The organism is Pseudomonas sp. FW305-20 (assembly GCF_058788075.1).
Genome location: NZ_JBYTAJ010000013.1, coordinates 45,030 through 70,219 on the forward strand (window position 1 = coordinate 45,030; position 25,190 = coordinate 70,219).

17 protein-coding genes and 2 pseudogenes are annotated in these 25,190 nt (G+C 49.7%); 8 read left to right on the top strand and 11 right to left on the bottom strand.

The annotated features are described in order from the left end of the window. The first annotated feature begins 484 nt into the window (after positions 1-484). From AC3WP4_RS13520 to AC3WP4_RS13535, 4 genes are read left to right on the top strand one after another with little or no spacing between them, the layout of a single operon-like run. On the top strand, positions 485-2,440 hold the full coding sequence (locus tag AC3WP4_RS13520; RefSeq protein WP_102614635.1) for a hypothetical protein: 1,956 nt from the start codon (positions 485-487) through the stop codon (positions 2,438-2,440). Beyond that, entirely contained in the window at positions 2,424-3,425 is a 1,002-nt protein-coding gene (locus tag AC3WP4_RS13525; RefSeq protein WP_102614634.1) for a glycosyltransferase family 2 protein, read from the top strand. Before AC3WP4_RS13520 ends, AC3WP4_RS13525 begins: the two co-directional genes overlap by 17 nt. Beyond that, on the top strand, positions 3,415-4,122 hold the full coding sequence (locus tag AC3WP4_RS13530; protein ID WP_102614633.1) for a class I SAM-dependent methyltransferase: 708 nt from the start codon (positions 3,415-3,417) through the stop codon (positions 4,120-4,122). Before AC3WP4_RS13525 ends, AC3WP4_RS13530 begins: the two co-directional genes overlap by 11 nt. Positions 4,123-4,159: 37 nt before the next feature. Continuing rightward, positions 4,160-4,468, top strand: coding sequence for a DMT family transporter (locus AC3WP4_RS13535; protein WP_256581132.1), 309 nt, complete (start codon positions 4,160-4,162; stop codon positions 4,466-4,468). A gap of 24 nt (positions 4,469-4,492) precedes the next feature. Here the strand turns inward: AC3WP4_RS13535 and AC3WP4_RS13540 are convergent. The 10 genes and pseudogenes from AC3WP4_RS13540 to AC3WP4_RS13585 form a co-directional block, all read right to left on the bottom strand. Next, positions 4,493-4,775, bottom strand: a pseudogene (locus AC3WP4_RS13540) (IS66 family transposase); the annotation flags it as partial. 252 nt (positions 4,776-5,027) lie between these two features. Continuing rightward, positions 5,028-6,743 carry an acyltransferase family protein gene (locus AC3WP4_RS13545; protein ID WP_102614631.1) on the bottom strand — a complete coding sequence of 572 codons (1,716 nt, stop codon included), beginning with the start codon at positions 6,741-6,743 and terminating at the stop codon, positions 5,028-5,030. Between the two features lie 328 nt (positions 6,744-7,071). Continuing rightward, a complete protein-coding gene (locus AC3WP4_RS13550; protein ID WP_158242622.1) occupies positions 7,072-8,070 on the bottom strand; it encodes an acyltransferase family protein in 999 nt (332 codons plus the stop codon). 369 nt (positions 8,071-8,439) lie between these two features. Beyond that, positions 8,440-10,473, bottom strand: coding sequence for an HAD family hydrolase (locus AC3WP4_RS13555; protein WP_102614629.1), 2,034 nt, complete (start codon positions 10,471-10,473; stop codon positions 8,440-8,442). Beyond that, positions 10,470-11,666 carry a glycosyltransferase gene (locus AC3WP4_RS13560; protein WP_102614628.1) on the bottom strand — a complete coding sequence of 399 codons (1,197 nt, stop codon included), beginning with the start codon at positions 11,664-11,666 and terminating at the stop codon, positions 10,470-10,472. Before AC3WP4_RS13560 ends, AC3WP4_RS13555 begins: the two co-directional genes overlap by 4 nt. Before the next feature lie 43 nt (positions 11,667-11,709). After that, the gene (locus AC3WP4_RS13565; protein WP_256581133.1) at positions 11,710-13,005 is read right to left on the bottom strand and encodes a hypothetical protein; all 1,296 of its coding nucleotides are present in this window, start codon (positions 13,003-13,005) and stop codon (positions 11,710-11,712) included. Between the two features lie 171 nt (positions 13,006-13,176). After that, entirely contained in the window at positions 13,177-15,222 is a 2,046-nt protein-coding gene (locus tag AC3WP4_RS13570) for a glycosyltransferase (protein WP_102614627.1), read from the bottom strand. Next, entirely contained in the window at positions 15,222-16,361 is a 1,140-nt protein-coding gene (locus tag AC3WP4_RS13575; protein WP_102614626.1) for a class I SAM-dependent methyltransferase, read from the bottom strand. The genes AC3WP4_RS13570 and AC3WP4_RS13575 overlap by 1 nt, the downstream gene beginning before the upstream one ends. A gap of 7 nt (positions 16,362-16,368) precedes the next feature. Then, positions 16,369-17,700, bottom strand: coding sequence for an ABC transporter ATP-binding protein (locus AC3WP4_RS13580; protein ID WP_102614625.1), 1,332 nt, complete (start codon positions 17,698-17,700; stop codon positions 16,369-16,371). Further along, a complete protein-coding gene (locus AC3WP4_RS13585; RefSeq protein WP_256581137.1) occupies positions 17,690-18,520 on the bottom strand; it encodes an ABC transporter permease in 831 nt (276 codons plus the stop codon). Before AC3WP4_RS13585 ends, AC3WP4_RS13580 begins: the two co-directional genes overlap by 11 nt. 1,276 nt (positions 18,521-19,796) lie before the next feature. Here AC3WP4_RS13585 and AC3WP4_RS13590 point away from each other — a divergent pair. Continuing rightward, positions 19,797-21,791 (top strand): polysaccharide biosynthesis protein, encoded by a 1,995-nt coding sequence (locus tag AC3WP4_RS13590; RefSeq protein WP_102614624.1) that lies wholly within the window; start codon positions 19,797-19,799, stop codon positions 21,789-21,791. 417 nt (positions 21,792-22,208) lie between these two features. Here AC3WP4_RS13590 and AC3WP4_RS13595 read toward each other — a convergent pair whose 3' ends face one another. Continuing rightward, positions 22,209-23,147 carry an NAD-dependent epimerase/dehydratase family protein gene (locus AC3WP4_RS13595; RefSeq protein WP_102614623.1) on the bottom strand — a complete coding sequence of 313 codons (939 nt, stop codon included), beginning with the start codon at positions 23,145-23,147 and terminating at the stop codon, positions 22,209-22,211. Between the two features lie 464 nt (positions 23,148-23,611). Here AC3WP4_RS13595 and AC3WP4_RS13600 point away from each other — a divergent pair. The 3 genes and pseudogenes from AC3WP4_RS13600 to AC3WP4_RS13610 form a co-directional block, all read left to right on the top strand. Continuing rightward, positions 23,612-23,716: pseudogene (locus AC3WP4_RS13600) on the top strand (hypothetical protein); the annotation flags it as partial. A 112-nt stretch (positions 23,717-23,828) separates the two neighbouring features. After that, entirely contained in the window at positions 23,829-24,164 is a 336-nt protein-coding gene (locus tag AC3WP4_RS13605) for a ComEA family DNA-binding protein (protein ID WP_074874817.1), read from the top strand. Between the two features lie 206 nt (positions 24,165-24,370). Beyond that, a complete protein-coding gene (locus AC3WP4_RS13610; RefSeq protein WP_102614622.1) occupies positions 24,371-25,165 on the top strand; it encodes an SDR family NAD(P)-dependent oxidoreductase in 795 nt (264 codons plus the stop codon). The last annotated feature ends 25 nt before the right edge of the window (positions 25,166-25,190 follow it).

Sequence of the window (25,190 nt, forward strand, 5' to 3'; positions counted from 1 at the left end):
AGTAAGGCTCTCAATGTGGCACGCCACTCAATACCTGGTTCAATGCTTGCACCACATGCTCAGCCGGAAACGGCAGATAACTCTTCTCAGTTGCTCGAGGGAAATGATTTAGCTGCCCGATAAACGTGATGTCTTCACACAAAAAAACGTTGTGCCGATCAGCAGAAAATTCTACTCCTGACGAGTACTTTTTCAGGAAGGGATTGCCGTTAGGCCGCAGGACAGACGTAGTGCACTGACATCACCGTTTTTGTGGATGCTGTCATCGTTTTCGATTCTTCCAGCAGTGCTATTTTGACAGCATCAATCTGTCCTGATAGTTTCCCTGTTCTCTGCCCCGATCTCACTTTTATCGGAAATTCGTCCGCTTTGACACATCAAACTGGTTGGTCAGGTAGCCGCGAAGGCATCGCGGCGTCCGTACAAAGAATAAGAGCTCCGAAAGCTGATTTGATTGGTCTGACTCAATGAGACTGCAAAAGGAATGAACAAATTGTTCGTGTTGTCTGCAGTAAAAGCTGGAATTATGTCAGCCCTTTTTTCGCTTCTTTTCGTCATTATGCTACCGGTCTCTTTTTCTGAGGAGGAGGCGGCAACGGACCTGACGATCGTGGCCACGGGTGAGCACAATCCGGACGCAAAGTCGGCAGAGGTCTGGATACGCGCGACTGACTCCGAAAGATTAGAGGCAAAGATTGTTCGCAAGGATCCCGGTTGGGAGACTAAGTACAACTCGTTGGTCTCGTTTCGAAATCAACCCGCTGTCATGCAATCAGCATTAGCGCTTAAATCGGATAAATTCCTGAGATTTGCAACGAGTGAGTACTCTGGAATAGTCGAAGTCAAGTATGGACAGGTAGGGCATCGCATTGATTTGTATTCCCCAAATCAAGGCATGATTGAGGTCGATCTCAGAAAAATCGCACCAATGCAGTTAAGTCTGTGGGCAAACGCTATTTCTGCCGCCAAACCGTTTGGGATTGCATTCGTCGCATTTTTCATACTCCTGCTGGTTCTCGGGCGTCGAGCAGTATCACCAGCCAGTCGCGCTTCGTCGGGCAGTGCCTGGATGCATGCGTGGATTGTATTATCCAGCCTGACCGTATATGGCTTGGTTTTAGCTGCATATTGGCCAGGTCAAATGTCGCCGGACTCGATAAATCAATGGGGGCAGATAGTTTCGGGTCAGTACAACGATTCACATCCCATTCTTTCAACTCAACTGTATAAGTTAGCGTTCGATGTTTATCCGCAGCCGCAATCCGCAGTTATACTGCAAATATTGATATTTACCAGTGCTACATGGTTTTTCTTTAAAGAGTGCTTGGCATGGGGCGCTTCTCCACGAGTCATTGCTCTCGCGGCGTTGCTATTTCCTCTTTTTCCAGCAACCTTTCTTATTGTCACAACCTTATGGAAAGATGTTCCGTTTACCGCAGGTGTAATCCTTCTTAGCGCCTTGGCGGCGCGTGAAGTACGTCGCGGGATGACGCTGAGGCTTGACTCTCTATTTCTGATGGGGATGGCGGGTGTGCTTATTATTGCCATGCGTCATAACGGCATATTAATAAGTGTCATATTTTTTGCAGCTTTGCTTTTTTTCGCGAAGGCAGGTCAGACGCGCCTCCGGGTAGGTGTTACGTTGATTTCGCAGATCGCGATTTTTTTGATGATAAAGACCTTGCTTCTGACCGTATTGAATGTATCGCCTATTTTGCCACAGTATCGCGCCATCGTTGCGATGCATGTTTTGGGTTCAATGGAAACTGCAGGGGTGGAGTGGGAATCAGACGACAGGCAACTTCTCGAGAGATTGCTTCCAGCGCAAGAATGGCGTGAGAATTATAAATGCGAGTCGGTTGTGCCTTTATTCTGGCACCCAGAGCTTCGTAAGGAATGGAGTTTCTTAGGTGAACACACTTCCGAGCTGAATTCGTTGGCTTTAAAAGCAATATGGAATTACCCGTTGGTCTTTTTGAAGCACCAGACTTGCGTGACAGGGCTAATCTGGCGAATTGGTGGTCGCGACGACGAATGGCTCAGCATTTCGCCAGCTGAGATAACCAGCATGCCGGAGCAGCGGGAACTTGGGTTGCAATCGCATTCGCTTCTGCCTGCCTTGAAAAGCCGGATAGATGAGCTGAATCAGAATTTCGTTCAGCGAAGTACAGTGTATACCCGGCCTGCTTTGTACACACTTATCGGTTTGATTTCGATGTGTATCATTGCCATTAGATCGCAACCTGCGGTGTGGTTACTGTTTGCCCCTTTATTATGTAATTTGATGAGTTTGACTCTATTAATGGGAGCACAGGACTATCGATATCTTTGGCCTTCGGTGGTGATGTCGCTTCTCGTATTTTTTATGGCCTTGGGGCTTTCCTTTGGTCGGAACGGTACTGCTGAAAAGAATGAGTTATTAAATGCGCATGTATCATAATATTGCGGTCGTTATTCCCTGCTATAAGGTGCGGGGGCACGTGCTTGATGTGATAAGCAGTATTGGCGATGAGGTGTGCCGTATATATATTGTTGATGACTGTTGCCCTGAACAAACCGGCGCGTTTGTTGAGAAATTTTGCTCCGACTCTCGTGTCAGGGTGTTGCGGCATGAGATTAATCAGGGTGTAGGCGGTGCTGTCATGACCGGCTATGAGGCTGCGGTTGCCGATGGCATGGACATCATTGTCAAACTCGATGGTGATGGGCAAATGGACCCGGGATTGATCACCGATTTTGTTGAGCCTATATTGAATGGCGAGGCTGACTACACTAAAGGAAACCGTTTTTTTGATCTAGAGAAAGTTCAGGCAATGCCGAAAATGCGGTTGTTCGGGAATGCTGTATTGTCGTTCATGGCAAAACTGTCGTCTGGATATTGGAATCTCTTTGATCCCACGAATGGCTATACCGCCATCCATCGCGACGTAGTCCGCTACCTTCCAATGAAAAAAATCAGTCGAAGGTACTTCTTCGAGACGGACATGTTGTTCAGGTTAAACACCCTGCGCGCTGTGGTTGTCGATGTGCCGATGGAAGCAAAATATGGTGATGAGGTCAGTAATTTAAAAATTTCTGCGGTGGTCGGGGAATTCCTGATTAAGCATGTCAGAAACTTCTTCAAGCGGATTTTTTATAATTACTACCTCCGGGACATGTCCCTGGCATCTATAGAACTGCCCGTTGGCTGCTCGCTGCTGCTATTTGGGGTTGTGTTCGGAACTCATAGTTGGGTGCGGTCCGTCGATACGGGTTTGCAGTCTTCGCCTGGAACGGTGATGTTGTCAGCATTACCTTTTATTGTGGGTTTGCAATTAGTTCTTGCATTTCTGGGGCAGGATATTCGATCGGTTCCAGATAGGCCATTTCATCGTGACAAGAAGGTTGCGATGACTAAAAGTTTGGAGAAAGAAATTGCAGAATGAAGATAAAGAATGGCTTGACTACCGAGCACGCTTTGCTGATGTGTATGACGATAGCAACTATGGCAGTCCATTGCAGTCATTTGTAATGCGGGCTAGTCATAAGTTGACCGAAAGTCCATTTTGCGAGAGTGTGAAATTCAATCGGGTATTGGAAATTGGTGCGGGGACGGGAGAGCATCTTGCTTTCGTGCAGCATGATTTCGATGAGTATGTACTAACGGATATGGACGCCAGAACTCTGGAGGTGGCGTCTGGAAAGGCCTCAGCCCGCCATAAGGGACGTTTGACTTTCTCTGTGCAGCAGGGAAGTAGAATAGATGCTGAAGATAATAGCTACGACCGGCTTATTGCGACCCATGTTCTCGAACATATCTATTATCCCCATCTTGCGCTCAAGGAATGGCGTAGAGTCTTGAAGCCGGGTGGAACGTTGTCGATATTGATTCCGACAGATCCAGGCATAGCATGGCGACTTGGCAGGACACTGGGGCCACGCAAGAGTGCGATAGCACAGAATATTGCCTACGATTATGTAATGGCGAGAGAACATGTTAATCCGTGCAATAACTTGGTTGCATTAATGCGGCACTATTTTCCCAACGCACGCGAGTCATGGTGGCCATGCAAATTGGCCTCAATGGATTTAAATCTTTTCGTCGCGTTTCATGCCATTGTTGAGAAACCGGAAGTGCCATAGGGCTGACATGCTATATATTTGGGCGGTACTTTGCGTTATGGGCCTGGCGATTGGCCAGATTCTTTTCAAGGTCAGTGCAGCTGCGTTGGCAGCTAGCGGAACTTTTTTCACATTTCGTGCTTTGGCGGCGTTGTTCAGCGCAATGTTGCTTTATGCGATCACATCCGTAGCGTGGGTCTGGATCTTACAAAAGATCGAATTAGGCCGCGTCTATCCAGTGATGGCATTGGCGTTTGTTTTGGTGCCTATTGGCAGTCATATTGTGTTCGATGAGCGCTTTAGTACGCAGTATTTTGTTGGGATTTCTCTAATCATGTTAGGAATTGCCGTCGCGAGTCGATCGTAGGTAAACTCTTTATGAGCCCCATATTTAGGGCGGAGGATCTATTGCTATCTTGAGATCTTCGGTGTGCAGCCGCCACGGCGGCAATGCCTTGAAGTCCTCTACGCTTGAGGTTTTCGGTATATGCTCAAGTGCCTGGCGTAACCACGTAAAGAGTTCTTGGCGTTGGCTTTAACCATATCGACTAATCCACAAAGTTGAGCGCTGGTCATCAGCTTTTGGGCGTATCGCTGAACAACCAGTTTTTGCACTCGATCACAGAGGGCTTGATCATCCGTTCTCCCACATTGTTTTCGATCGGCAAATAACCGGCTTCGGTTAGCGCACCGCCATGCCGCGCACGTACCCACGTTCGACACCAAGCTACCCGCCCAAAGTATTATAGCCAGCGTATCATCGGTCATCAGGTAGCCGTGATAACCTTACCGGTTTTCACCCACATCTAGATCGGCTGGCTGGCCCGCTCTCGATCTGGATCTTTCATCACTCGTACACTCGTTTCTTCGCGGGGGATTACACGCCTTCCAGCTGGCCTCCCCGTCGAGGGATGTTTTCTATCCCGCTACGATACGCTTTCAGGATGGAGAACCTTTTCCACCTTGAGTCCTGTCGCGTACTTACTCCTTAGCGAGAAGAATGGCTTCTCAATAATTCCATAGGTCAGCATAGAAAAGATGATAATAGCTGGAACAGTTAAAAATGCTGTTTGCATTAGAATGTCGGCAACACTACCACGAGTCGCTCCGAGATCTACGAAGTGAGAATTTGTGAATGGGATAACAACGTAGTGCATACAGTACATGGAGAAGCTGAGTTGGCCTAGGCGTGCAAGGCTAACATCGAGTGCCTCGGGTATACGGATACGCGCGTGTGAGTAACTGACAATTAATATTGCCCACATCACAGCCTCTATAGACGGCCAAAATGCCATGAGCCAGGATTGATTCATGCCAATCAAACCCTTATAGCCACAGAAAATACTGATATTACTTGCCGATACGGCTATCGCCGCTACAAGCCACCTTGTAGAAATCTGTTTTGTTGAGATGTATTTTTTTGCAAGATAAGCTGCAGCCATTCCGATAAGAAACTGATCTATTCGCCCCAGAAGTGTCATGTATGCAACGTTTGTTACAGAACCTATTTTGAACCACATTAGATACTTGAAAAATATGGTTAATACGAGCATTCCAATAATGAAGCGGGAGCCTGATCTATCTAGAAACAATACCAGGAATGGGAAGATCAGATAGAATTGAAACTCGACGGCTATTGTCCATAGGTGTGCAAACATTGGAAGCTGTACGCCTTGCAATGCATTTATAAATGGAAAAAACATACTCAGTGCTTGAGTAAAAGAATATTCTGAGCTCCACCCGCAAAGCATTATCAATACGCAAAAAATATATAGAGGGTAAATTCTTATGACCCTGTTTTTTATAAAATCAAAATAATTCAACTCTTTTCCTGATGCGATCTTTGTCAGTAGGTAGCCACTAAGTACCATGAATAACCCGACCCCCATATGACCCTGCTCAACCAGGCCGAGTAAAGGGTTGTATGTGCTATGGCCGAGTCCAAAGTTGTCAGTAAAGCAGTGATAGAAAATCACCATGGAGGCGGCTATGAATCTAAGATGGTCAAGTCTAGGTTCATACCTTGTGTTTTTTGATTCTGCAGGTCTATCAATAATAATGGCTAGCGCTGAATCCCTTCGTAATACCGTAAGTATAGAAGTAAATGCGGCTATTAATATAACGATAAAAATTGATGGTGTTAGGGTTTTGTAAACAAGGCTTGATCCAGTGAGGAATTCGTAACCTGTCAGTTTCGTTGGTACTTCTGTAGGGCTATAAAGATCAATCGTTATTTTTGATGGTCCGTAAGTTATTTTTACTGATCCAGATCTGTTTTGCTTTATAAAAGTTATCCCTTGGCTATTCGATGGGATGGAAAGCTTAAGTGGTCCGTATGGTGGGATATATGATACAAGTCTATCGCCTCTCGACTCCCATCCGATTGGTATTTTCTCAATGAAAATTGGTTTTTCCATCCATACTTCTGCGCCAAGTGATAAGTCGTTTTTTTTGCCCGTGGCATTTATTTCTACATCAACCAGGATTCCGCTAAAGAATAGCGTTAGGAAGTAAGGCGCAAGAATTGAAGTAAACAAATATGCAATTGGCAGCGAAAGGAGGAGGGCCCATAAGCTTCTCTCTCCAAATGGAACATGTTTAGTCACGGTATTTGACCATTCCTTTACGGTTTTTATAAGCATACATAGTATCACCTGATCGTAAAGCAGTGCCTCTTTCTAGGGAGTCTCCCCAAGGACACCCACACCCATCACTGCGCAGCAGTTGCTGCGGATCCTCCCAGGGCGCCGGCAGTAGCCGGCACTTTTTACCTGAAGAAAAAGCAATGCGCACTTCGCAAAAGGGCGTGAGTCTGACCAAGTCCTTCAAGATTTTCCGTTGAGGCCTTACCAGGACTCAGCCAGGGTCTGGACGGTTGGATGCGGTACCACGCGTGAGCTACCCGAACAGTAGGCTGGCCACTCAATATCGATGGACCCCTACCTCCCGTCCCAAATGTACTGGCATCGGTTACGCCAAGACTTCCTCCCTAAGGAAGAACCTTCTGAGCACGATAACTATTGCATACGTTGCCGCGATTGCCACTACCGCCCTTACCCAAAGCGGCAGATCCAACCTGTTCAGCGGTGCCAACAAAAATGGATGAATGCAGTACAGACCGAGCGAGTTTCTGGACATGAACTGAACGATCGGGCCTGCTGGTCGAGAGACCTTCAAACAGAGAATCAGCGCAAAGATGACAAAGAGCATCGATGAGAGCCGCGTATAAGCCGGCAGATTATATCCTTGACCGGGAAAGAACGACGGATTAACCAGAAATCTCCATTCTAGAGTAGTGGATATTATAAAAAGTATGACTGAGGCCCATCCGAGGAATTTTAGTGCAGAGGGCGATTTAGTAAGCCTATAGACCAACGCAGCGGCGGCCGGATATGCTACGTAATTTAAAGGATTCCAGAAAGATCCAGTCCAGATAGTTCCTTGCACGATGGTCTGCCATTGAAAGTAGCAGACAGCCGTTGAGCCGAGCACAACCCAGAGTATTAGTATCGCTAAGTTGCAGTAAACCGCGAGAGCGGAAAGGGCGACGGAGATTAGAAGGCCAACAAAGAATGAGTATGTCTCAAGCGCGGTCACGGTTTGGTAGACCGGACGTTCATTCAACTTACCAATAGCCTGGATCAGCCCATCTGCTCCTCCATAAAAAAGATGATAGGCCACCGCCCAGAACACGATCAGTGTGCCGATTCTCACGATGCGACGGCCAAGATAGCGAATCGATGTGGCGGTTTCCGCGTACAGGTAGCACGAGGCAAGAATAAAGAAAGGAACTGCTTGTAGAAAGACGTTGAAATTGATTATGTCTGAGGCGCTTGGACTATATGGAGAATTTGTCACCGAATTGAAAATGGTCGAAGTTCCGGCAACGTGGAAGTGCCATAGCACGACGAAGATCGAGAAAATGGCGCGTGCATAGTCCAGGCCGTGAATTTTTTGTTTATCTGACATTAACTGTTCTCTATTCAACCGAGTCGTTCCGCTAAGAGTGGGAGCTTGGCAACTCCATTCCGGGGGAGGGCAGTGCTCACAGCAGAACGGGAGCACAAGTTTATCAGCCCGTAGCATTCATCCGATACTCAGCGCGCCATCGAGCAAATCCTATCCACGGTCCCCACTTACCCTAAGGTGAGTCAGCTTTTTCTGTGGCATTTCTGACGAGCAGTTCGAAGATAGTAGTGTTTCGTAGTCGGCCACTGTCTGCGCATGCGACAAGCGCTCGAGTAGGTGGCGGGTAGTCACACCTTGTTGGACGCAACCCAGCAATCTCATCCTTAGGGGCGAGATTGCCGGTTACTCCCTGTAGGCAAGCTTAATCACCTATCTTTTACGAGACTTCATCCGATAACGTTTGACCGCGTTGGCCACAGTGAAGAGAGCAATAAGCACGGCCTTGTGCACGAGACCAATTCCATTGAGATGCTTGATTCCAGAGGTCCATTGAACTCGACGGATGTAGTCCATCACCTGTCGACGTGCAGTGCTACTGAATGGGGAGAGAAAAATCGTAGATAGTGCCGGAGCCTGATTCTTCTGGAAGATATCACCGAAGCCAAAAACGTCGTGTTGAGGTGTATGGATGAATATTTTTGCCAGGTCAGCATCCGGATTGACACTGAGTTTTTTCCAGACATGCACAGCCGACGCACGCAGTTCCGAGGAGCTCACTACATAACGCTCCAGATACGGTCCCCATACTTGGGCAGCCAGTGCGACACCCTCCTGGAAGTGAACGGAAAATTCACTGTGGGAACTATTTTCCTCGGCTGATACGTTGCGATACGCGGTAACCTTCCCTTGCGACCTTACGTACTTCTCCGTGCTGCCCATGTTTGATGTGCACAGCATTTCAAGGACAGCAAACGCTTCAAACAGCTTGCCTGTATCAGCATCAACCCGTTCATCAGCACCGTAGGCGCGCTTTGAAACATTCGACGCTTGGGGATTTAGCATCTTTCGCAAGCCAAGATACATCCCGTGAAAGTGTGTATCAGGCTTAATCCGCGCAAGATTGTCCTGGATTGTCCCGCGCCAGCCAATATCAACCAGGCCGACTTTGTCCTTCTGTGAAATACCTTTTTCTGTAAGGTATTCATTCAATAGCTCACGTTGTTCCAGTATCTTTTTGTTTACGGCAGCCGTGAATGCCGGCGCCCGGATCAGCTTGCTTAATGACTCGTTTTCATCAGGGCGCTCAACAACATCCGAAGCCTCTAACCCAACCTCAGATAAAAGATCAGCAAAGTCCGCGCATTCCAGACCCAATGTGGAAAACAGCCCGGAAACCTTTTGCGAGCGGTTCAGGCGCCAAATACGATTGAACTCATCATTCGAAACTTCTTCCATTGAAGCGACGAACGTAGAAAGTCGACTGACCTCAAGCTCTGCATAGGCTGGCAATTGATGCCCAAAAAGGGTCTGATCTGGAAAGATAATTTCGTATATACGGCGGAAAAACTCGCCTTCTCGGGTAAGAAAGAAGACTCGATCCAGACGCTCAGCGACTGCTTGCTCGGCAATCCACAAGGCAAAGCCCAAGAACAGTGGAGCGGCCTCTATTCCGAAGCGAAACGCTGCCGCTTCAGTCTTTTGCCGGGCAGGTATTGACGGCTCCACTGCTAGGATACTGAGCTGTCGAAGATGCTGGAACAGCGCCTCACGCGAAGCAAACAGACTCTCTCGCTCTTTCCTGGCCGCGTGAGATTTGTCCGGCACGAATGATATGCCGGTAACACCCAGTTGCGCAGGGGACTCTACATCCGACCAAGGGTGATCGCCTACATGCACATGTTCGGGAGGAGTGATCCCGTAGACCTCGTGCACATGCTTAAACAGCGTTCCTGAACGTTTATTCAAGCCCACGTCACACGAGCTCACGCCATCCTCAAAGAGATGACTGAGGCCCTTCTGCTCGAGCAAGTGTTTGAGCATGTCAGAGGTCATGTAGAAATCAGAGAGGAATATCGTTCTTTCGGCAGAGTGCTGCTTGAGAAACTCTTCGATATCCGGATCCTGAAAAGTACGACGCACTTCTACTGAAAGCTCATAGTCGGCAAAGCGCTGGGGCAGACTCTCATCGAAGGAAGAGAGCAAAATGGTTTCCAGCCATTCCTTGAGCACATGAACGATTTCGTACTCTTCGTCCTTGTTTGCTTCTCGAGCTGTCTTCGCCAGACGGGCTTCTGTATCCACCCGTGCCTGATAGATATCCCAATAACCCGTGTACAGCGGTTTGAAGTATCCAGACAGCTCGAAAAATACATGAGCGGCAGTCGCCAGCTTGATGCATTCGGGGTGGCAATCTCTTCTAAGCAAGGTGTCCCAGACATCAACTGTCTTGATTTTGTAGATCATCGTACTTTTCGCCCACCAAAAATCACTTCAGCCACTGCTTCCAGCTGTTTGATCCGAAGCTTGAGCCATGCGGGAAGTTTGGCGGCAAGTTCACTGAGTTTATGACGGCGAACGACCCAACGATTTGCACTGAGGCGCTGCTTTTCTTGAACTGAGTACTCATTGAACGCCTTTACAGTCAACTCTGTAAAAACAGATTTTTCCATGGGCGGACCTTCCAGGCTCTTCTCTACCCATTCGCAGAAGAGAGTCGAAGAGTCATGCCAGGAAGGCCAAATGTCGGCCGTCTGGCGCGCTCCTTCCTGAAGCCGTGAAAGCTCAGTACGGTCGCATATGAGTTTTTTCAGGACACTGACGACGCCGTCAGTGTCACCCGTGGAGACTACGACCGCATTTTTTCCGTTAACGATATATTCGTCATGTCCGGAAACATCAAAGACTACGGCGGTGCCGCCACAGTGAAACAGCTCGAGCGGCGGACCAAACATTCCTTCAACCGTACTGAGCTTGATCAAAATATCGCAAGAGCGATAAATTTCGGCAGTCTTGACCATGGGGACCCGGGAAAACACCCGCGAGACTCCCGGAAGCCACTTGATGGGGGAGCCCGTCAGAACCCAGATGTCTTTCGCGCCGGCTTCTCTGGCTAATCGAACACCCAAGGCCGTATTTTTGAAGGAGACACCAAAATGTCCCTCCACGAGAATTCTGGGTTGCGCATCAGTAGGACGAGGAGCGCTTGTGACACCCGTTTGTGAGTACACATCCTTGCGTACACCGTTGCGTACCAGAGTGGTATCCCGATCGAAATCGTCTTTCAGGTAATGCTGGATCCACGTAGCTTCAGTTACGTATTCGATCGGGAAGTGGTAGGTAGCGTCAACCAAAGCGCGCAATGGCCCTTCCGATTCAGGATAAAACCTGGACTCGATCGACTGGACGAAATACGCATATCTTCTGGCGTCGAAGTTGCCAAGCTCAAAAGCGGTTTTCCACCATGTGGCGATGACCAGATCGAAAGACTCTTGCTTGGCCTCTTCTATGGGCAGACAACGAAGCTTCGGCGCTTCGTCATGCCAGGAAAGCGTCGACGCCGAAAAAGGCTCCTGAACTGCCAGTGTTACGTCATATCCATGATTACGCAGGTAGCTGGCATGTTGAATGATGACGTAAGTGCCACCGCTAATAGCCATCGAGCCTACGAGAAAGCAAATTCTTCTATCGTTCAATTTATGATTACTTCTGAAAATAGCGGATTAATCCATATAAGTTGGCTATTGGGCGGCCAACCCGCTCATCGAGCTTCTTCCATGGCCAGAACCCAAGCAGTCCTCGTCCGTTGCGCCTCAGGACGGTGAGCATGAACTTCAACCTATCAGAAAAGCTCGGGACCTTGTGCGCGCCGGTAAAGAAAGAGCGCTCAAACACACCGTAGTTTTCAACATGAAATACTGAAGAAAACCAGTCGATCTCGGACTGTGAAGGTTGGAAAACCAAGCGCGCGTGGCTGCGAGCGATCTGCTCAAGACCGAACGACTGCGCACCAGCTTGCAGAGTCATGGCGTCCAGCAACTGGTTGTAACGAGCGAAGATGTGACGCTGAACAGGGAACACCAGGGACTCCAGCATCTCTTGCTCATGGAACGTGTCATGGATGGCACTAGCCCGACCATTAGTGTCTATTTGGTAGCTGGCCGCTGAACCATGATCTGCTGCCAGGAGAATTTCGAACAGGGCGCGATTTTCATTAAAGACATGAAACCGCGACGTACGGCCTGCAATGGAGGAAAACAGAAGACCGTGCTTGGGGTTCGCAGAACCTGCCGCCCCTGGTGCTATAAGCCCGATGTAGTAGCCCGTAACTGATTTGACTGGCGATGCCGGTCCCTTGCACAACAGCGCGTAAAGGTTGTCCTGAATCGTGCCCTTCCAGCCGACGTCCACGACCACTAGGTTTTCGGGAACATCACCTTCCGAGAGGGCAGATAGATACTGCCAAAATGCCTTTCGACGACTCAGCCGTTGCTCGTCATATACCGCAATGAATCGTGGCAACGCCTTAAGTCGGGAGAAGAGGTCGCTTTCGGGGAAGTCCTCTTGCCTTTGATTAGACTGTTCAGTCGTCAGGCCCAACAAGGCTGACAGCTCTGGGCAGAACTCATCCAGCCCAAGGCTCGAAAGAAACTCCAGCAGCGACATTCGCCGATATTGCCGGAAAAGCGTTTCGAACCGCTCTTCGCTCAGCGCATTCAGAGAAGGCAGCAGCGTTGATCTGCGAGAAACCTCCAGGTAACGGCTCTGAATCGGGACGCCCACGCGAGCGCAGTAGCAGTCGAACATTTGCTTGAGCGGTTGTCCCTCTCTGGAGAGAAAGAATACCTGCTTGACGCCGTTCTCAATGAGTTTGCGATGCAGTTCGCTCACCCAATACAGGAGCGTGTCTGCCATTTCTCCGAAAAGTTCGAACGAATCAGATCTTCCTTCAAAGCTAGCTCCTCTGATGTCACTCGTCGCCGATGGAGGTTTTTTCACTGCATATATTCCGTGTAGGGGGATCGATGTCGATTAGCGTTTTGAGGAGTGTGATAGCGGATAAGCCAGGTATATCCGGTAGACTGCGATACCGGAATGACTGCGCCTACCATATGCTCAAGCCGTTTTGCATGCCGCAGGCTGACCCGAACCCGCGGCATTCCCCTGCTTTCAAGTACGGCTGTCGATTGCTGTAAGGCTTTCAAAGTACTGACCAAACTTTGCAGCCTTTATAGACCAGTCCCATTCTTTGATTCTTTCAACGTTTTCTGTTGAAAGCCGGGTCAACAACGCAGGCTCTTCGACGAGCTTGCGGATACTGTCCTTGAGCGCTTCGACTGTTCTCTCAGGCAAGATAAAGGCCTTCTGCAATTCACCGAATGCCTGCGGCACGATGCCGACATCAGTACTGATAACCGGTACTCCGCAGGCCATCGATTCCAGAACAGGGTTAGGCGTACCTTCTATCTTCGACGTACACACATAGACGTCGATCTTTGAGTAGTAGTTAGGCATCTGGTCATGGGGGATGAATTGATCCTGTCGGTCAGCGAACAGACTTTTTACAGCAAAACCTTCTTGCTGAAGCTGCTCAATTGCTGGCTTGAGGATCGTATTCACACCTTTGAAGTCTTCGAGCTCTGCCGCCCACTGACTGTTTCCAACCCAGCCAATCACCAGTTCACGTTGACCGACTTCTTTAAGGCGTTCAATATTCATGGGCATGAATTTTGTCAGGTCGACACCATCCTCGATCACGCGGGTGGGTTCCGGATAGCCGCTTACTTCGGAATAAATACGGTTTAACTTTTCAGAGCCCACAGTGTAGCCAGCAACGATATCGGTAAAAAGATGGGCGCGACCACTGAGTTCTTCTTCTTCCAGAAGCAGGTGATCGTAAACACTTGTGCTGAGCTTTTTAGTGGCAATAAAGCGCTCATGGAACAGCTCATATGGCATGCCAAGGCTTTCAACATAACTTCTGTAGTACGGCGTGCCGATGAGTGTTAAATGCTCTCTCCAGAAGAAGTGCACGATGTCACAGTCTTCGGTCATCATGAATATTTTGTCGATGTTGTCGATGATATCCATCGGTATCACAACGAAATCGAACTGATCACTCAAGTAGCGTTCCAGTTGCCGGGCGATATTTCCAAACGCCCAGTTATCTGTATCGATGATCAGTGCGATTTTCGTCTTTTCATGCTCTTCCGGTACCAACTTTACGGGAGCGGAAATATGATCGGCTTCATTGTTGAGCCCTAGTTCATCGTGCCGTGACTGAACCCAATGATCTACCGCATCACCCCAGATCTTGAAACCGTGTTTTGCCTCAAGGTGCATCGCTGACTTGTGAAGAACACCGCGAGAAAAACGTTCTTTTTCATAGTTGCGATCAGCGTCTGAATCCGGCATTGGGTGGTCATGCACCAAAGCGCATACCGATGCGCAACCGACTTTGTAGCCTTGCTGGAACAGGCGCACCGAGAAATCGATATCCTCGAAGCCAACAAACATACCTTCGTCATAACTACCGACACGAGCGAACGTGTCCTTGTTAACGACGCAAGCGCCACCAAACAGGAACGTCCCGAGGAATGGCTGACTGATAACGTCCTGTATTTTTGTCTGCAGGGAAGCGCTTCCAGCACCGATATGAAGTTCGCCCTCTTCATACGACACATAAACGTGACCGCCCCTGGCGAAGATTGTTTGACCATCTGGGTCCAGCAAGGGAAGGCTCATGAAATGACAACCAAGAACCGCTAGATCATGCTGAATCTGCTTTAGCGGATTCATCGTGAAGTAGATATCGTTGTCGAGACACATCAGCCATTCCGTCGTGACATGTGGAATGGTTCTATTACGGCCGCCTGAAACACCGAAATTTTGCCCAAGCTCTACAATACGGGTGCGGAAAGATAGCGTTTTGCACGCCTCGCGCATCCGCTCGATTTCTTCTGCCGAAGAGCCGTTATCCATAATCAGCACTTCACCGGCGAAATGCGGTAAGAACTCTTCAATGGTCTTGAGCAGCTTGATCGAGAGCGACGAGCGGTTCATCGAAAGGAAAGAGATCGTTAGGTTCTCACCACTACTGCCGATGTTCGGCCCCGTTTCCCGCCAGGCATCAGACGCCAGAAGAGCGTGCGCATTGTCATAAACGTAGAGCCCGCGCGAAAGCCCCGGGATGATATCCAGCCCTAGCACTTTCATTAGTTAGGGTTCCTGCGAACAATTCTGAAGACCTTTTTTATCAACGTTCGAGCATGGCGAGGAACCAGCCCTCCCAAACGGAGATAACGGTAATAACCGACTCGCATTTGATCACGTTCTGCGGTTACTTTTGCCACTTCGGTCTGAAGCGCATGTACTACTGCATTCAACTCATGCTGAGTGGAGTTGAACACATGCAGTCTTTCTTTTACCAGTTCGTTTTCCGTCAGCGTTGCCTGATAATTAAGTCGTGTTTTTCTCAAGTCCGCCTTAAGCGTATCAACTTCCATTTGAATGGCCGTCAAACCCTGGTGGAGAGTGTCCACCTTCAACCTTTCGTCCACAAGCAACGTCCCGTCCATTGCATGAACCATGCGCGCATACGCGTCCATACTGATCGGGAAAACTGCAGCACCATTAGTGATTTCAGGTGCATTCCAGATGCCGAAATAATAGCTGCAGTTCTCAGTATTAAATTCCGGTTTTTCACCACCATTTACAAGGTATGCACCTTGGACTGAGTTGAATTTCATCCAGCTATCGGGAACTGTTTCATAGTCTCGCTCAATATCCAGCGACGTTGAGCCGAATCCAAAGACCGCGGTTCCTATGCTCCAATTGACGTTGTCTCCCAGTACGCTGCTGGCGAGCTGTTGAAACTCTTCGAAACGGTATTTGCGCAAGTGGTACGGGTTGCGCTGATGTTCTTCCGGGAAATACCAATAGTCATTTGGGCAACTAATGATAATGATCGCGTCTTTCTTTGCGACGCGTTTCAGCGATTGCAAATAGGCTGCCGGATCTTCAATGTGCTCAATGGTTTCACACGAAACGATTACGTCAAAATACTCGGACGGAAACTTTTCTTCGATGGTTGTCGCGTCAGCTGCAGTAAACTCGATCCCAGGACCACCAAACGAACGGGTTGCGCGATTCACTGCGTCGACGAACACATCTACGCCGACAACCTCTTCGGCTCCGGCCTGCTTTAAAAGGTAACTTCCATAACCCTCGCCGCAGGCGATATCCAGGACTCGCTTGTTTTTAACAAAGGGCGTGGCAACCGAGTATCTCGCGAAATGGATTGACGCTTCTATGTTCGCTCTCTCTGGAGCAGAGTTGATATCTAACCGTTCCATTTGTGGCCTATTCAAATACTGTTGAGATCGTTGGTTGAAAATTCCACTGTCGCGGAAGGCTTAACATGCCAACCGCTTTGAAGTTATCTTCAACACGGAACGAGCACGCATTTTTTGCTTCTGCGTAAGTTATGAATCCAACATTGTCGTTAATTGCTACCCGCCATTTGTACTGACCGCTCAGCAGAGGGAGATCTGCAAAGTCAATCGATACAGTTCCTGCGCTTGAGGAACGGTAGGCCGGGATTTTGTCCATCAATGTGGTAGCGCCACATAGATACAGCTCGTCATGTCTATATAGATTGAAGACGAAACTGATCTCTTCCGGCGGTGTATCAACCAGTGCGACAAAATCGAAACACACACTCACGGATTGCCCGGTTGTCACGGTCTCCAGTGCAGTGCCTTCGGTGTCAGTCAGGCGGACATCCGTAATTTTAAACAGCTGATCCGCAGATTCGCTGTTATTCAGAGTCGCTTTGGGGACGACACTTTTTGGCTTGCCGGCATCTGACTCTCCAGAATCTGAAGTGTCGTGATTTTCAGCAGCAGCTGCTGCCAGCGTGGCGGCGAATGCTGCGGTGGTACTTTGAGCAACCTGAGCTTCCATTTCGATCATGTATTGATCGATGACTCTAGGCGCAGGACCGAACATGACTTGTCGGCCTTCTTTGAGGTACAACGCTCGCTCACAAACCGATTTAACTTGATACTGGTCATGTGATACAAAAAGGATGGTGCAACCACGATCACGTATTTCGTAAAATTTCGAAAGGCAGCGTCGCTGGAATGCTGCATCGCCGACAGCAAGAATTTCATCGACGATCAATATTTCGGGTTCGACGTGAACAGACACCGAAAATGCCAGCCTGGCAAACATACCGCTCGAGTAGTGTTTTACAGGACTGTCTATAAACTGCCCAATGTCAGCAAAACCGGCGATTTTATCAAATCGATTATCAATTTCTTCTTTTGATAATCCCAATATCGACGCACTTAGGTAAACGTTCTCGCGCCCTGTAAACTCTGGATTGAAACCAGAGCCGAGTTCAAGCAAAGCTGATAAACGACCTTGACGTTCTACATGACCATGCGAAGGAGTAAGGGTCCCGCAGATGATCTGCAATAGCGTGGATTTGCCCGATCCGTTACGCCCCACAATACCGACGGTTTCGCCTTTCTTTACATCAAAGTTGATATCCCGCAGTGCCCAGAATTCATCGCTGGGATTAGTAGCGCCTTTCCAGAGAATTTGCTTCAGTCGGTCTTGTGGTTTTTCATAAAGATGATAAATCTTTGAGACGCCCGCAACCGAAATTGCTAAGTCATTAGAGGACATCAGCAAACCCCTTTCTTGTCTTCTGGAACCAGATATAGCCTAGCCATGCAATGATGACTGCGCACAGTGTGTAAACCGCCAAACCCTGAAAGTTTGGGGGTCTCCCCCATATCATCACTTCCCGTGCTTGCTCAATAATGAAGGTGAGTGGGTTGATCATTAGCCATGGACGTACCGCCTCAGGCAATGATGTGGCAGGGTAGAAAACCGGGGAAAGAAACATTAGCACGGTGGTGAAAAGACCAATAGTTTGAGCCACGTCGCGTAAATACACGCCCAGTGAAGCAAGAAACCAGGCCGCCCCCAGCGAGAGTATGATGAGTGGCAATATTACCAACGGTATAAATACAGCGGTCCATTGAACAAAGCCGTTGAAAATCAAGAAGGCGAACAATAAGACAGCAAGACTCACCGTCGCATGGAAAAGTGCCACGCCAATACTGATGGCCGGAAGTATTTCGATAGGGAATACAACTTTTTTGACGTAATTAGCATTATCCAGGATCAGCCTTGGAGAGCGATTCAGGATTTCTGAAAACAAGCCGTGAACGATCATGCCTACGAACAATATAACGGCAAAGTCAGTTTTGCTGTCGGTCCCGCCCGTGCCCCAGCGCGATTTGAACACTACCGCGAAGAAGAAGGTGTATACCAACAGCATCAGAACCGGGTTAAAAAAAGACCATGCCAAACCCAGCATTGACCCGCGATACCGTCCGATTACTTCTCTCTTTGTCATTTGTAGAGTGAGTCGGCGGTGGCGCCACAAACACGAAATCAAGGTGACCGGAGAAACTGAATGCTTGCTATGTGGATTGATCGGTGTTGCCTTATGCATCGATACACTCACTTTTTGAATCCTTTGGGGGGTTGCTCTGCCTGCGTCAATAATCTGCGTGCATAGTTTCAGTGCAGAGTTCAGCACACCAATCTGATTGCTTGCTTGCAAATGCCGGATCGGCATCACGAGCCACCTCTCCGTCCCTGCGTGGCCTAGTATAAGCGAATCACAGAGCCATTTTTTCAAGGATTGGTCGCCGAGAGGGCATGACCCTTTGTTGCGGAAAATGCTGCTGGTCTCCATCAACACTCACTGAGGAACTGAATCCCCCAAGAGCTAAAATCTTGCGGTTGAGAGGGGGGGAAGTAAATGATCTGAGTGGATCCGCCAAAAAGCTCTTGCCAGTGTCGGTGTCGCGAGTGATTGGAGCCTTTGTAGGGTCTGCTTTCTCTGAACGGATTCTGCCGAAGGTTGTTTCGGGGCTGGTAACGCACGATCGATACTTTCTAGCGAGCCTGATTTTTTCTTTATACGATAAAGCGCACCGACGTTAATCCGCGCCGTGTTGAATAGGCTCACCAGCTGATCTCCAGATCTACTCCCCAAAGCACTTCCGTTGGCTGTTTTTCTTGGGTGTCTCATGATAGGCATTCGCCCCTTGGAGGCGACAGAATCCAAACGTATGGAAGCAAGTGTAACACCCTCGAATTCGGTCGTATAACCCCTAAATTGTTCGTAACCGTTCATAATCCCCCACGTTCAAACCGAGGCTTGATCGCCGACACAGGTACATGATTTCTGTCGCGAAGGTGCCCTCATCATCCGCCCCCGGGTCGTGCCCTTAGGAGGGGGGGGCGCGCGCCGCCGATTTTGTAACACCACGACTCGCGCTCTACAGTGAAGTCGAAAGCATCGCCGCCTGTTGCTTTTCAGACCGATGAGGAGGTCGTGACATCGGCCGGAAGTGGCCAGCGTGGGCCATGCCGACAGACTCACTGCCTATCGAGGTCATCCACGAATTGTTCCGGCATGAGCTAATCTGCTTTGCGGTTGTCGCAAACAAGTCGTCGGCAAAAACTACTCGTATAGACCTGTAAGCGATTTTGTGCTCCTCTGCCTGAGTCAGCTTGGCGCAGGATCAATTTGCTAGCGGCTGTTGTCGTTGTACGTCTTGCGGGCATGCATACATATGGTGTGCGATTATTGATCGCTGGGAAGTCTCTATCGTCAGGTTTAAGGTGGTGAGGTGGGATGTTTATGTACAATGACGTAACAGATCTAGTGATGAGGGACAGGCCTGGCAGGTCAAGTACTTATGGACAAATTTAGAGTTTTTTTGCTGGGTCTGCCTCGTAGGCAAAAAAGATTGTTACAGGTGGCCACTGATACGGTGCTGGTTTGGTTTGCCCTATGGCTTGCCTTCATCGTTCGGCTGGGCATTGACGGTATGTACAATCCACTAAAAGTCCATTTCTGGCTTTTCGTGTGCGCGCCAGTGGTGGCCGTCCCTCTATTCGTCCGCTTCGGAATGTACCGTGCGGTCATGCGCTACTTTGGTAATGACGCATTGATTGCCATCATCAAGGCCGTCAGCCTGTCATCGCTGCTACTTGCGGTCGTTGTCTATTGGTACAGCAACCACGAAGCTGTAGTACCACGTTCGATTATCTTCAACTATTGGTGGTTGAGCCTCGTCATCATTGGCGGGCTTCGTCTTTGTATGCGTCAATATTTTATGGGGGACTGGTTCACCGCCGCCCAGCACGTTCCGTTCACCAATCGTGACAATGGCCTGACCAAGGTGGCTATTTATGGAGCTGGTGTTGCGGGCAATCAACTCGTTGCTGCTCTGCGTATGGGGCGGGTCATGCGGCCTGTCGCTTTTATCGACGATGATGCAAGCATTACGGATCGTTCGATTGCTGGCTTAAAGGTTTACAAACCTAAGCATATTCAGCAGATGATTGATGTGACGGGGGCGGAGGAAATCCTTCTCGCTCTGCCATCGTCTACTCGAGCGCGACGTCGGGAGATTCTCAATCTTCTGGAAGGTTTTCCGCTTCACGTTCGCAGCGTGCCGAATTTTACTGATTTGGCCAGTGGCCGGGTGACGGTCGATGACATCCAGGAGGTTGATATCGCCGATTTGCTGGGGCGCGATTCAGTTCCGGCGCAACCCGATCTGCTAGCGCGCTGTATCAAGGGTAAGACTGTGATGGTAACGGGAGCCGGTGGCTCAATTGGCTCGGAGTTGTGCCGGCAGATTTTTTCGATTGGTCCGACCACGCTTTTGTTGTTCGAACATAGTGAGTTCAATCTTTACAGCATCTTGTTCGAGCTTGAGCAGCGTATTGCCCGTGAGTCACTGTCTGTCCGTCTATTGCCTATACTGGGTTCCATTCGTCATCCCCATAAGCTAGTGGATGTAATGAAGACCTGGAATGTAGACACGGTCTATCACGCAGCCGCTTACAAACACGTTCCTATGGTTGAACACAATATTGCTGAAGGTGTGCTGAATAATGTGATTGGAACACTCAATACCGCTCAGGCTGCATTGCAGGCAAGTGTTGCGAACTTTGTACTGATTTCCACAGACAAGGCGGTACGCCCGACCAATGTGATGGGTAGCACCAAGCGGCTGGCCGAAATGATCCTTCAGGCGCTGAGTCGCGAGATTGCGCCGGTGTTTTTCGGCGATAAGGCTAACGTGTCGCGGGTAAATAAAACCCGATTCACGATGGTCCGGTTTGGCAATGTGCTGGGTTCTTCCGGATCAGTTATTCCTCTGTTTCATAAGCAGATCAAGTCGGGAGGGCCATTGACGGTCACCCATCCGAAGATCACCCGATATTTCATGACCATTCCTGAGGCGGCGCAGTTGGTCATTCAGGCTGGATCGATGGGGCAGGGTGGTGACGTGTTTGTGCTCGATATGGGCGAACCGGTGAAGATTGTCGAGCTGGCGGAGAGGATGATTCACCTTTCGGGCCTGAGCGTTCGCTCAGAGAAAAATCTTCAGGGCGATATCTCAATCGAATTCACTGGTCTGCGTCCGGGCGAAAAGCTTTATGAGGAGTTGCTGATTGGTGACAACGTGGCAGCAACCCCGCATCCAATGATCATGAGTGCAAATGAAGATCATCTGCCCTGGGAGGTGCTCAAGGCCAGGCTGACTGAACTGCTTGCTGCCGTTGAACTGGACGACTATTCCCGGGTTCGTCAGTTGCTGCGCGAGACAGTAAGTGGTTACACACCGGATGGCGATATCGTCGACTGGATTTACCAGCAGCGTCGCCTCGAACCTTGATCCCTACATCTTACGTTGAGAGCGGCGTGCTTTTACGTCGATGGATCGGGCGCTAAAGATCAAGAGTGGAGATTACTTGGCAATGGGGTTACAAAGTTGAGGCGATCAAGTAATTGAAGTTGTTATTTGAACCCGGTGAGCTCGGATTTATGGTTGCCCTGCAACAGTCATAATTAAAGAAAATACCCAGTGTCGAATCATGTAGGGTATTTTCGTCATTGTCTGATTGCAAGGCGACGCGTTTGACAAAACCAGTCTTGTTTAAATCTTCCACTTCTGAATATCAGCTTGTTTGTATGCGCTATGCAAATTCCTCCCGCTCTTTGTCGTCATCGTGGAAATATGAAGAGGTGGAGCAGTTGATTTGGAAAGCGTCAGAAGTTAAGTTTTCACGTACTGATGTCGGTGTTCAAGAGATCAACAAGTCTCTGTACCCAATAGCCGGGCTAATCCAACCTTCATCGGTGTCTGCTCAGGGAGTTTAAATCTTTCAAGAAGTCGTTGGTTATTTGCCCGCGAGTGGCGAATATCTCCGGAGCGCGCCGAACCATAGCTGACAGGTGGCAGTTCTCCTACTACCTCGCCCAAGGTTTCCAGCATCTGGTTGAGTGTGGTGGCTTGATTCATTCCGACGTTGATTGCGCCCACTTCGACCTGCGGTGCTTCGACGGCCTGCACCAACACCTTTACCAAATCTTCCACATAAACAAAGTCTCGGGTTTGTTCTCCGTCGCCGAAGACTGTAATGGGGAGACCTTTATGCGCCCGCTCGCTGAAAATGCTAATCACGCCAGAGTAGGGGGAGGAGGGGTCTTGGCGTGGGCCAAAGATATTGAAAAACCGGAACACAACCGGCTCAAGAGCGTGCTGGCGTCGGTAGAAGTCGAAGTAATACTCGCTCGCTAATTTGTCCGAGGCATAGGGTGTCAACGGTGCCTTAGGCGTCTCCTCGTCGATAGCTTGCCCTTCTCCATTGTTGCCGTATACCGCGGCACTCGAGGCAAATACCACGCGTTTAACTTCAGCTTGGCGCATGGCTTCGCAGACGTTCAAGCTACCTATGAAGTTGCTCTGGTGGGTGCGTACAGGATCGTCTACCGAGGCTTGGACCGAAGCCACTGCGGCTAAATGCACAACTGCCCGACAACCGATCATGACCCGCGCAACCAAAGCGGCATTGGCAACATCGCCTTCGATAAATTCGACGTTTGGATTTTCTTGCGGCAGGTTGCTGCGCTTTCCGGTGGACAAGTCATCGAGAATTCGCACTGCGTAGCCCTTGGCGAGCAAAGCATCGGTCAGATGGGAGCCAATAAAACCGGCGCCGCCGGTGATTAAAATAGGGGCGTTAGCCATGATGGTAAACCTATCAAATGATGTCGGGGTTTTGTGCCGTGAGCACAGCTTGTGCCCTGAAATACGCAGTTTTTTGCGAGCGAAGCCAGAAAAAGTGGCTCTTGGGTGGTATAGGGCTGTATGGTTTTCTGACGCTTAGCGGGAGCAAGTGTCCCATAACGACGCTACGCAATCGAGTCGTGTTTGTGATCAAACGGTCTTTCCACGTTCGTTTTTCCAGGTTTAGAAGGATTGACGCCGTTGCGTTATGACGCGCTGATAGAGTTGGGCTTGTCCGCTCTATACCTTTAATAACGCTTGCAGTAGTGAGATGCGTTTTGGTATCTCGACGTGTACGACAGTGCTAAGTTCGCTGCCAACTTCGAGCTCAGGATGATAATTTTTTGGTCCACTGAAGAGTTGCTGATTGGCGATAGCATGGCGGGGACGCAACATCCGATGATCATGACGGCCATCATGCGAATGATTATGCTCGTGTCGAAAAGCTCCTGCGCGAAACCGTCAGCGGTTACACCCCTGATGGCGATATCGTTGACTGGATCCACCAGCAACGTCGCCTCAAGCCCTGATTGTTTCACATCCTGTAACGGACACATTTTTGACAGACTCCAGACATCGCCTAAGTTTGGGAGGCAGCTTCGGAAAAGCTGCTTTCTCAATCGATGTCATGGAGCTTCATTTATGCGTACTGGCTATTTCTACTCTCTGGTTTTTGCCCTGCTCACCAGCGCCTCTATTGCGGCCATTGCTGCGCCGACGGCCAAGCCCGAGGCTGGCAATGCACCCGTGGTGCTGGAAGTTTCTCCCAAGGCACAGTCCGGCAAGATCGATCTGAATCAGGCCGATGCGCCAACCCTTCAACGTGAGTTGGCCGGTGTGGGCGAAGCCAAGGCCAAGGCGATTGTTGCTTACCGCGAGGGTAATGGGCCGTTTGCGTCCGTGGACGAGTTGCTCGAAGTGAAGGGGATCGGTAAAGCGATTCTGGATAAGAATCGCGAGAAGCTTGAGGTGAACTAAGCTTATACGTCAGCGCCAGGGGCCGGTCATTGATCGGCCTTTTTGCTTTCTGGCGAACGCTGTGATGGGGCGCCTTCCGTCGATACGCTAAAAATTACGGCTATCATATACAGCGAAGATTATGCCTATAATAAATTGCTTTCCGCCAAGCGTTTTGAGCCTCAGGCGCTTGTCTTTCCTTTAGGCATCTCCCCAGGAGCACAGTCATGAATTCTGTCCAGTCCCAAGGTACGGCCCTTGTCACCGGTGCTTCTTCCGGTATCGGTGCGATTTACGCCGAGCGGTTGGCGGCGCGTGGTTTTGATTTGTTGTTGGTCGCCCGTGATCAAGAGCGGCTGGAAGCGGCGGCGAGCAAGTTGCGCGTCGAGCATGGGGTTCAGGTCGAGGTGCTCAAGGCGGATCTGACGCAAAAGGATGAGGTGCTGAAGCTTGAGCAGCGTCTTCGCAGCGATTCGAGTATCAGCCTGCTGCTGAACAATGCCGGGGTTGCAGCGGATGGTTTGTTGGCCAATGCCGACATGGATCAGCTGGAACGTTTGATTCAACTGAACGTGACAACGGTCACGCGGTTGGCCTCGGCAGCGGCCGCCAGTTTTGCCAAGGCGGGTCGGGGGACGATCATCAATATCGGGTCAGTGGTCGCCTTGTTTCCCGAGCGCTTCAACGCGACTTACAGTGCCAGCAAGGCTTATGTGTTAAGTCTGACGCAGTCGTTGAACGCCGAGCTGGAAGGCACCGGGGTCAAGGTGCAGGCGGTGTTGCCAGGCGTCACACGCACTGAAATCTGGGAACGCTCCGGCGCCGATGCAACGCAGATTCCGGCGGATATGGTCATGGAAGCCGATGATATGGTCGATGCCGCGTTGTCGGGGCTGGACCAGGGTGAGTTGATCACCATTCCATCGTTGCCGGATGCGGCCGACTGGGATGCCTTCGTGGCGGCGCGTCATGTACTGGCGCCGAATCTTTCCAAAAGTAAGGCTGCCGCGCGTTACACGTGAGGCGTCATGAATCGGCTTGAGGTAT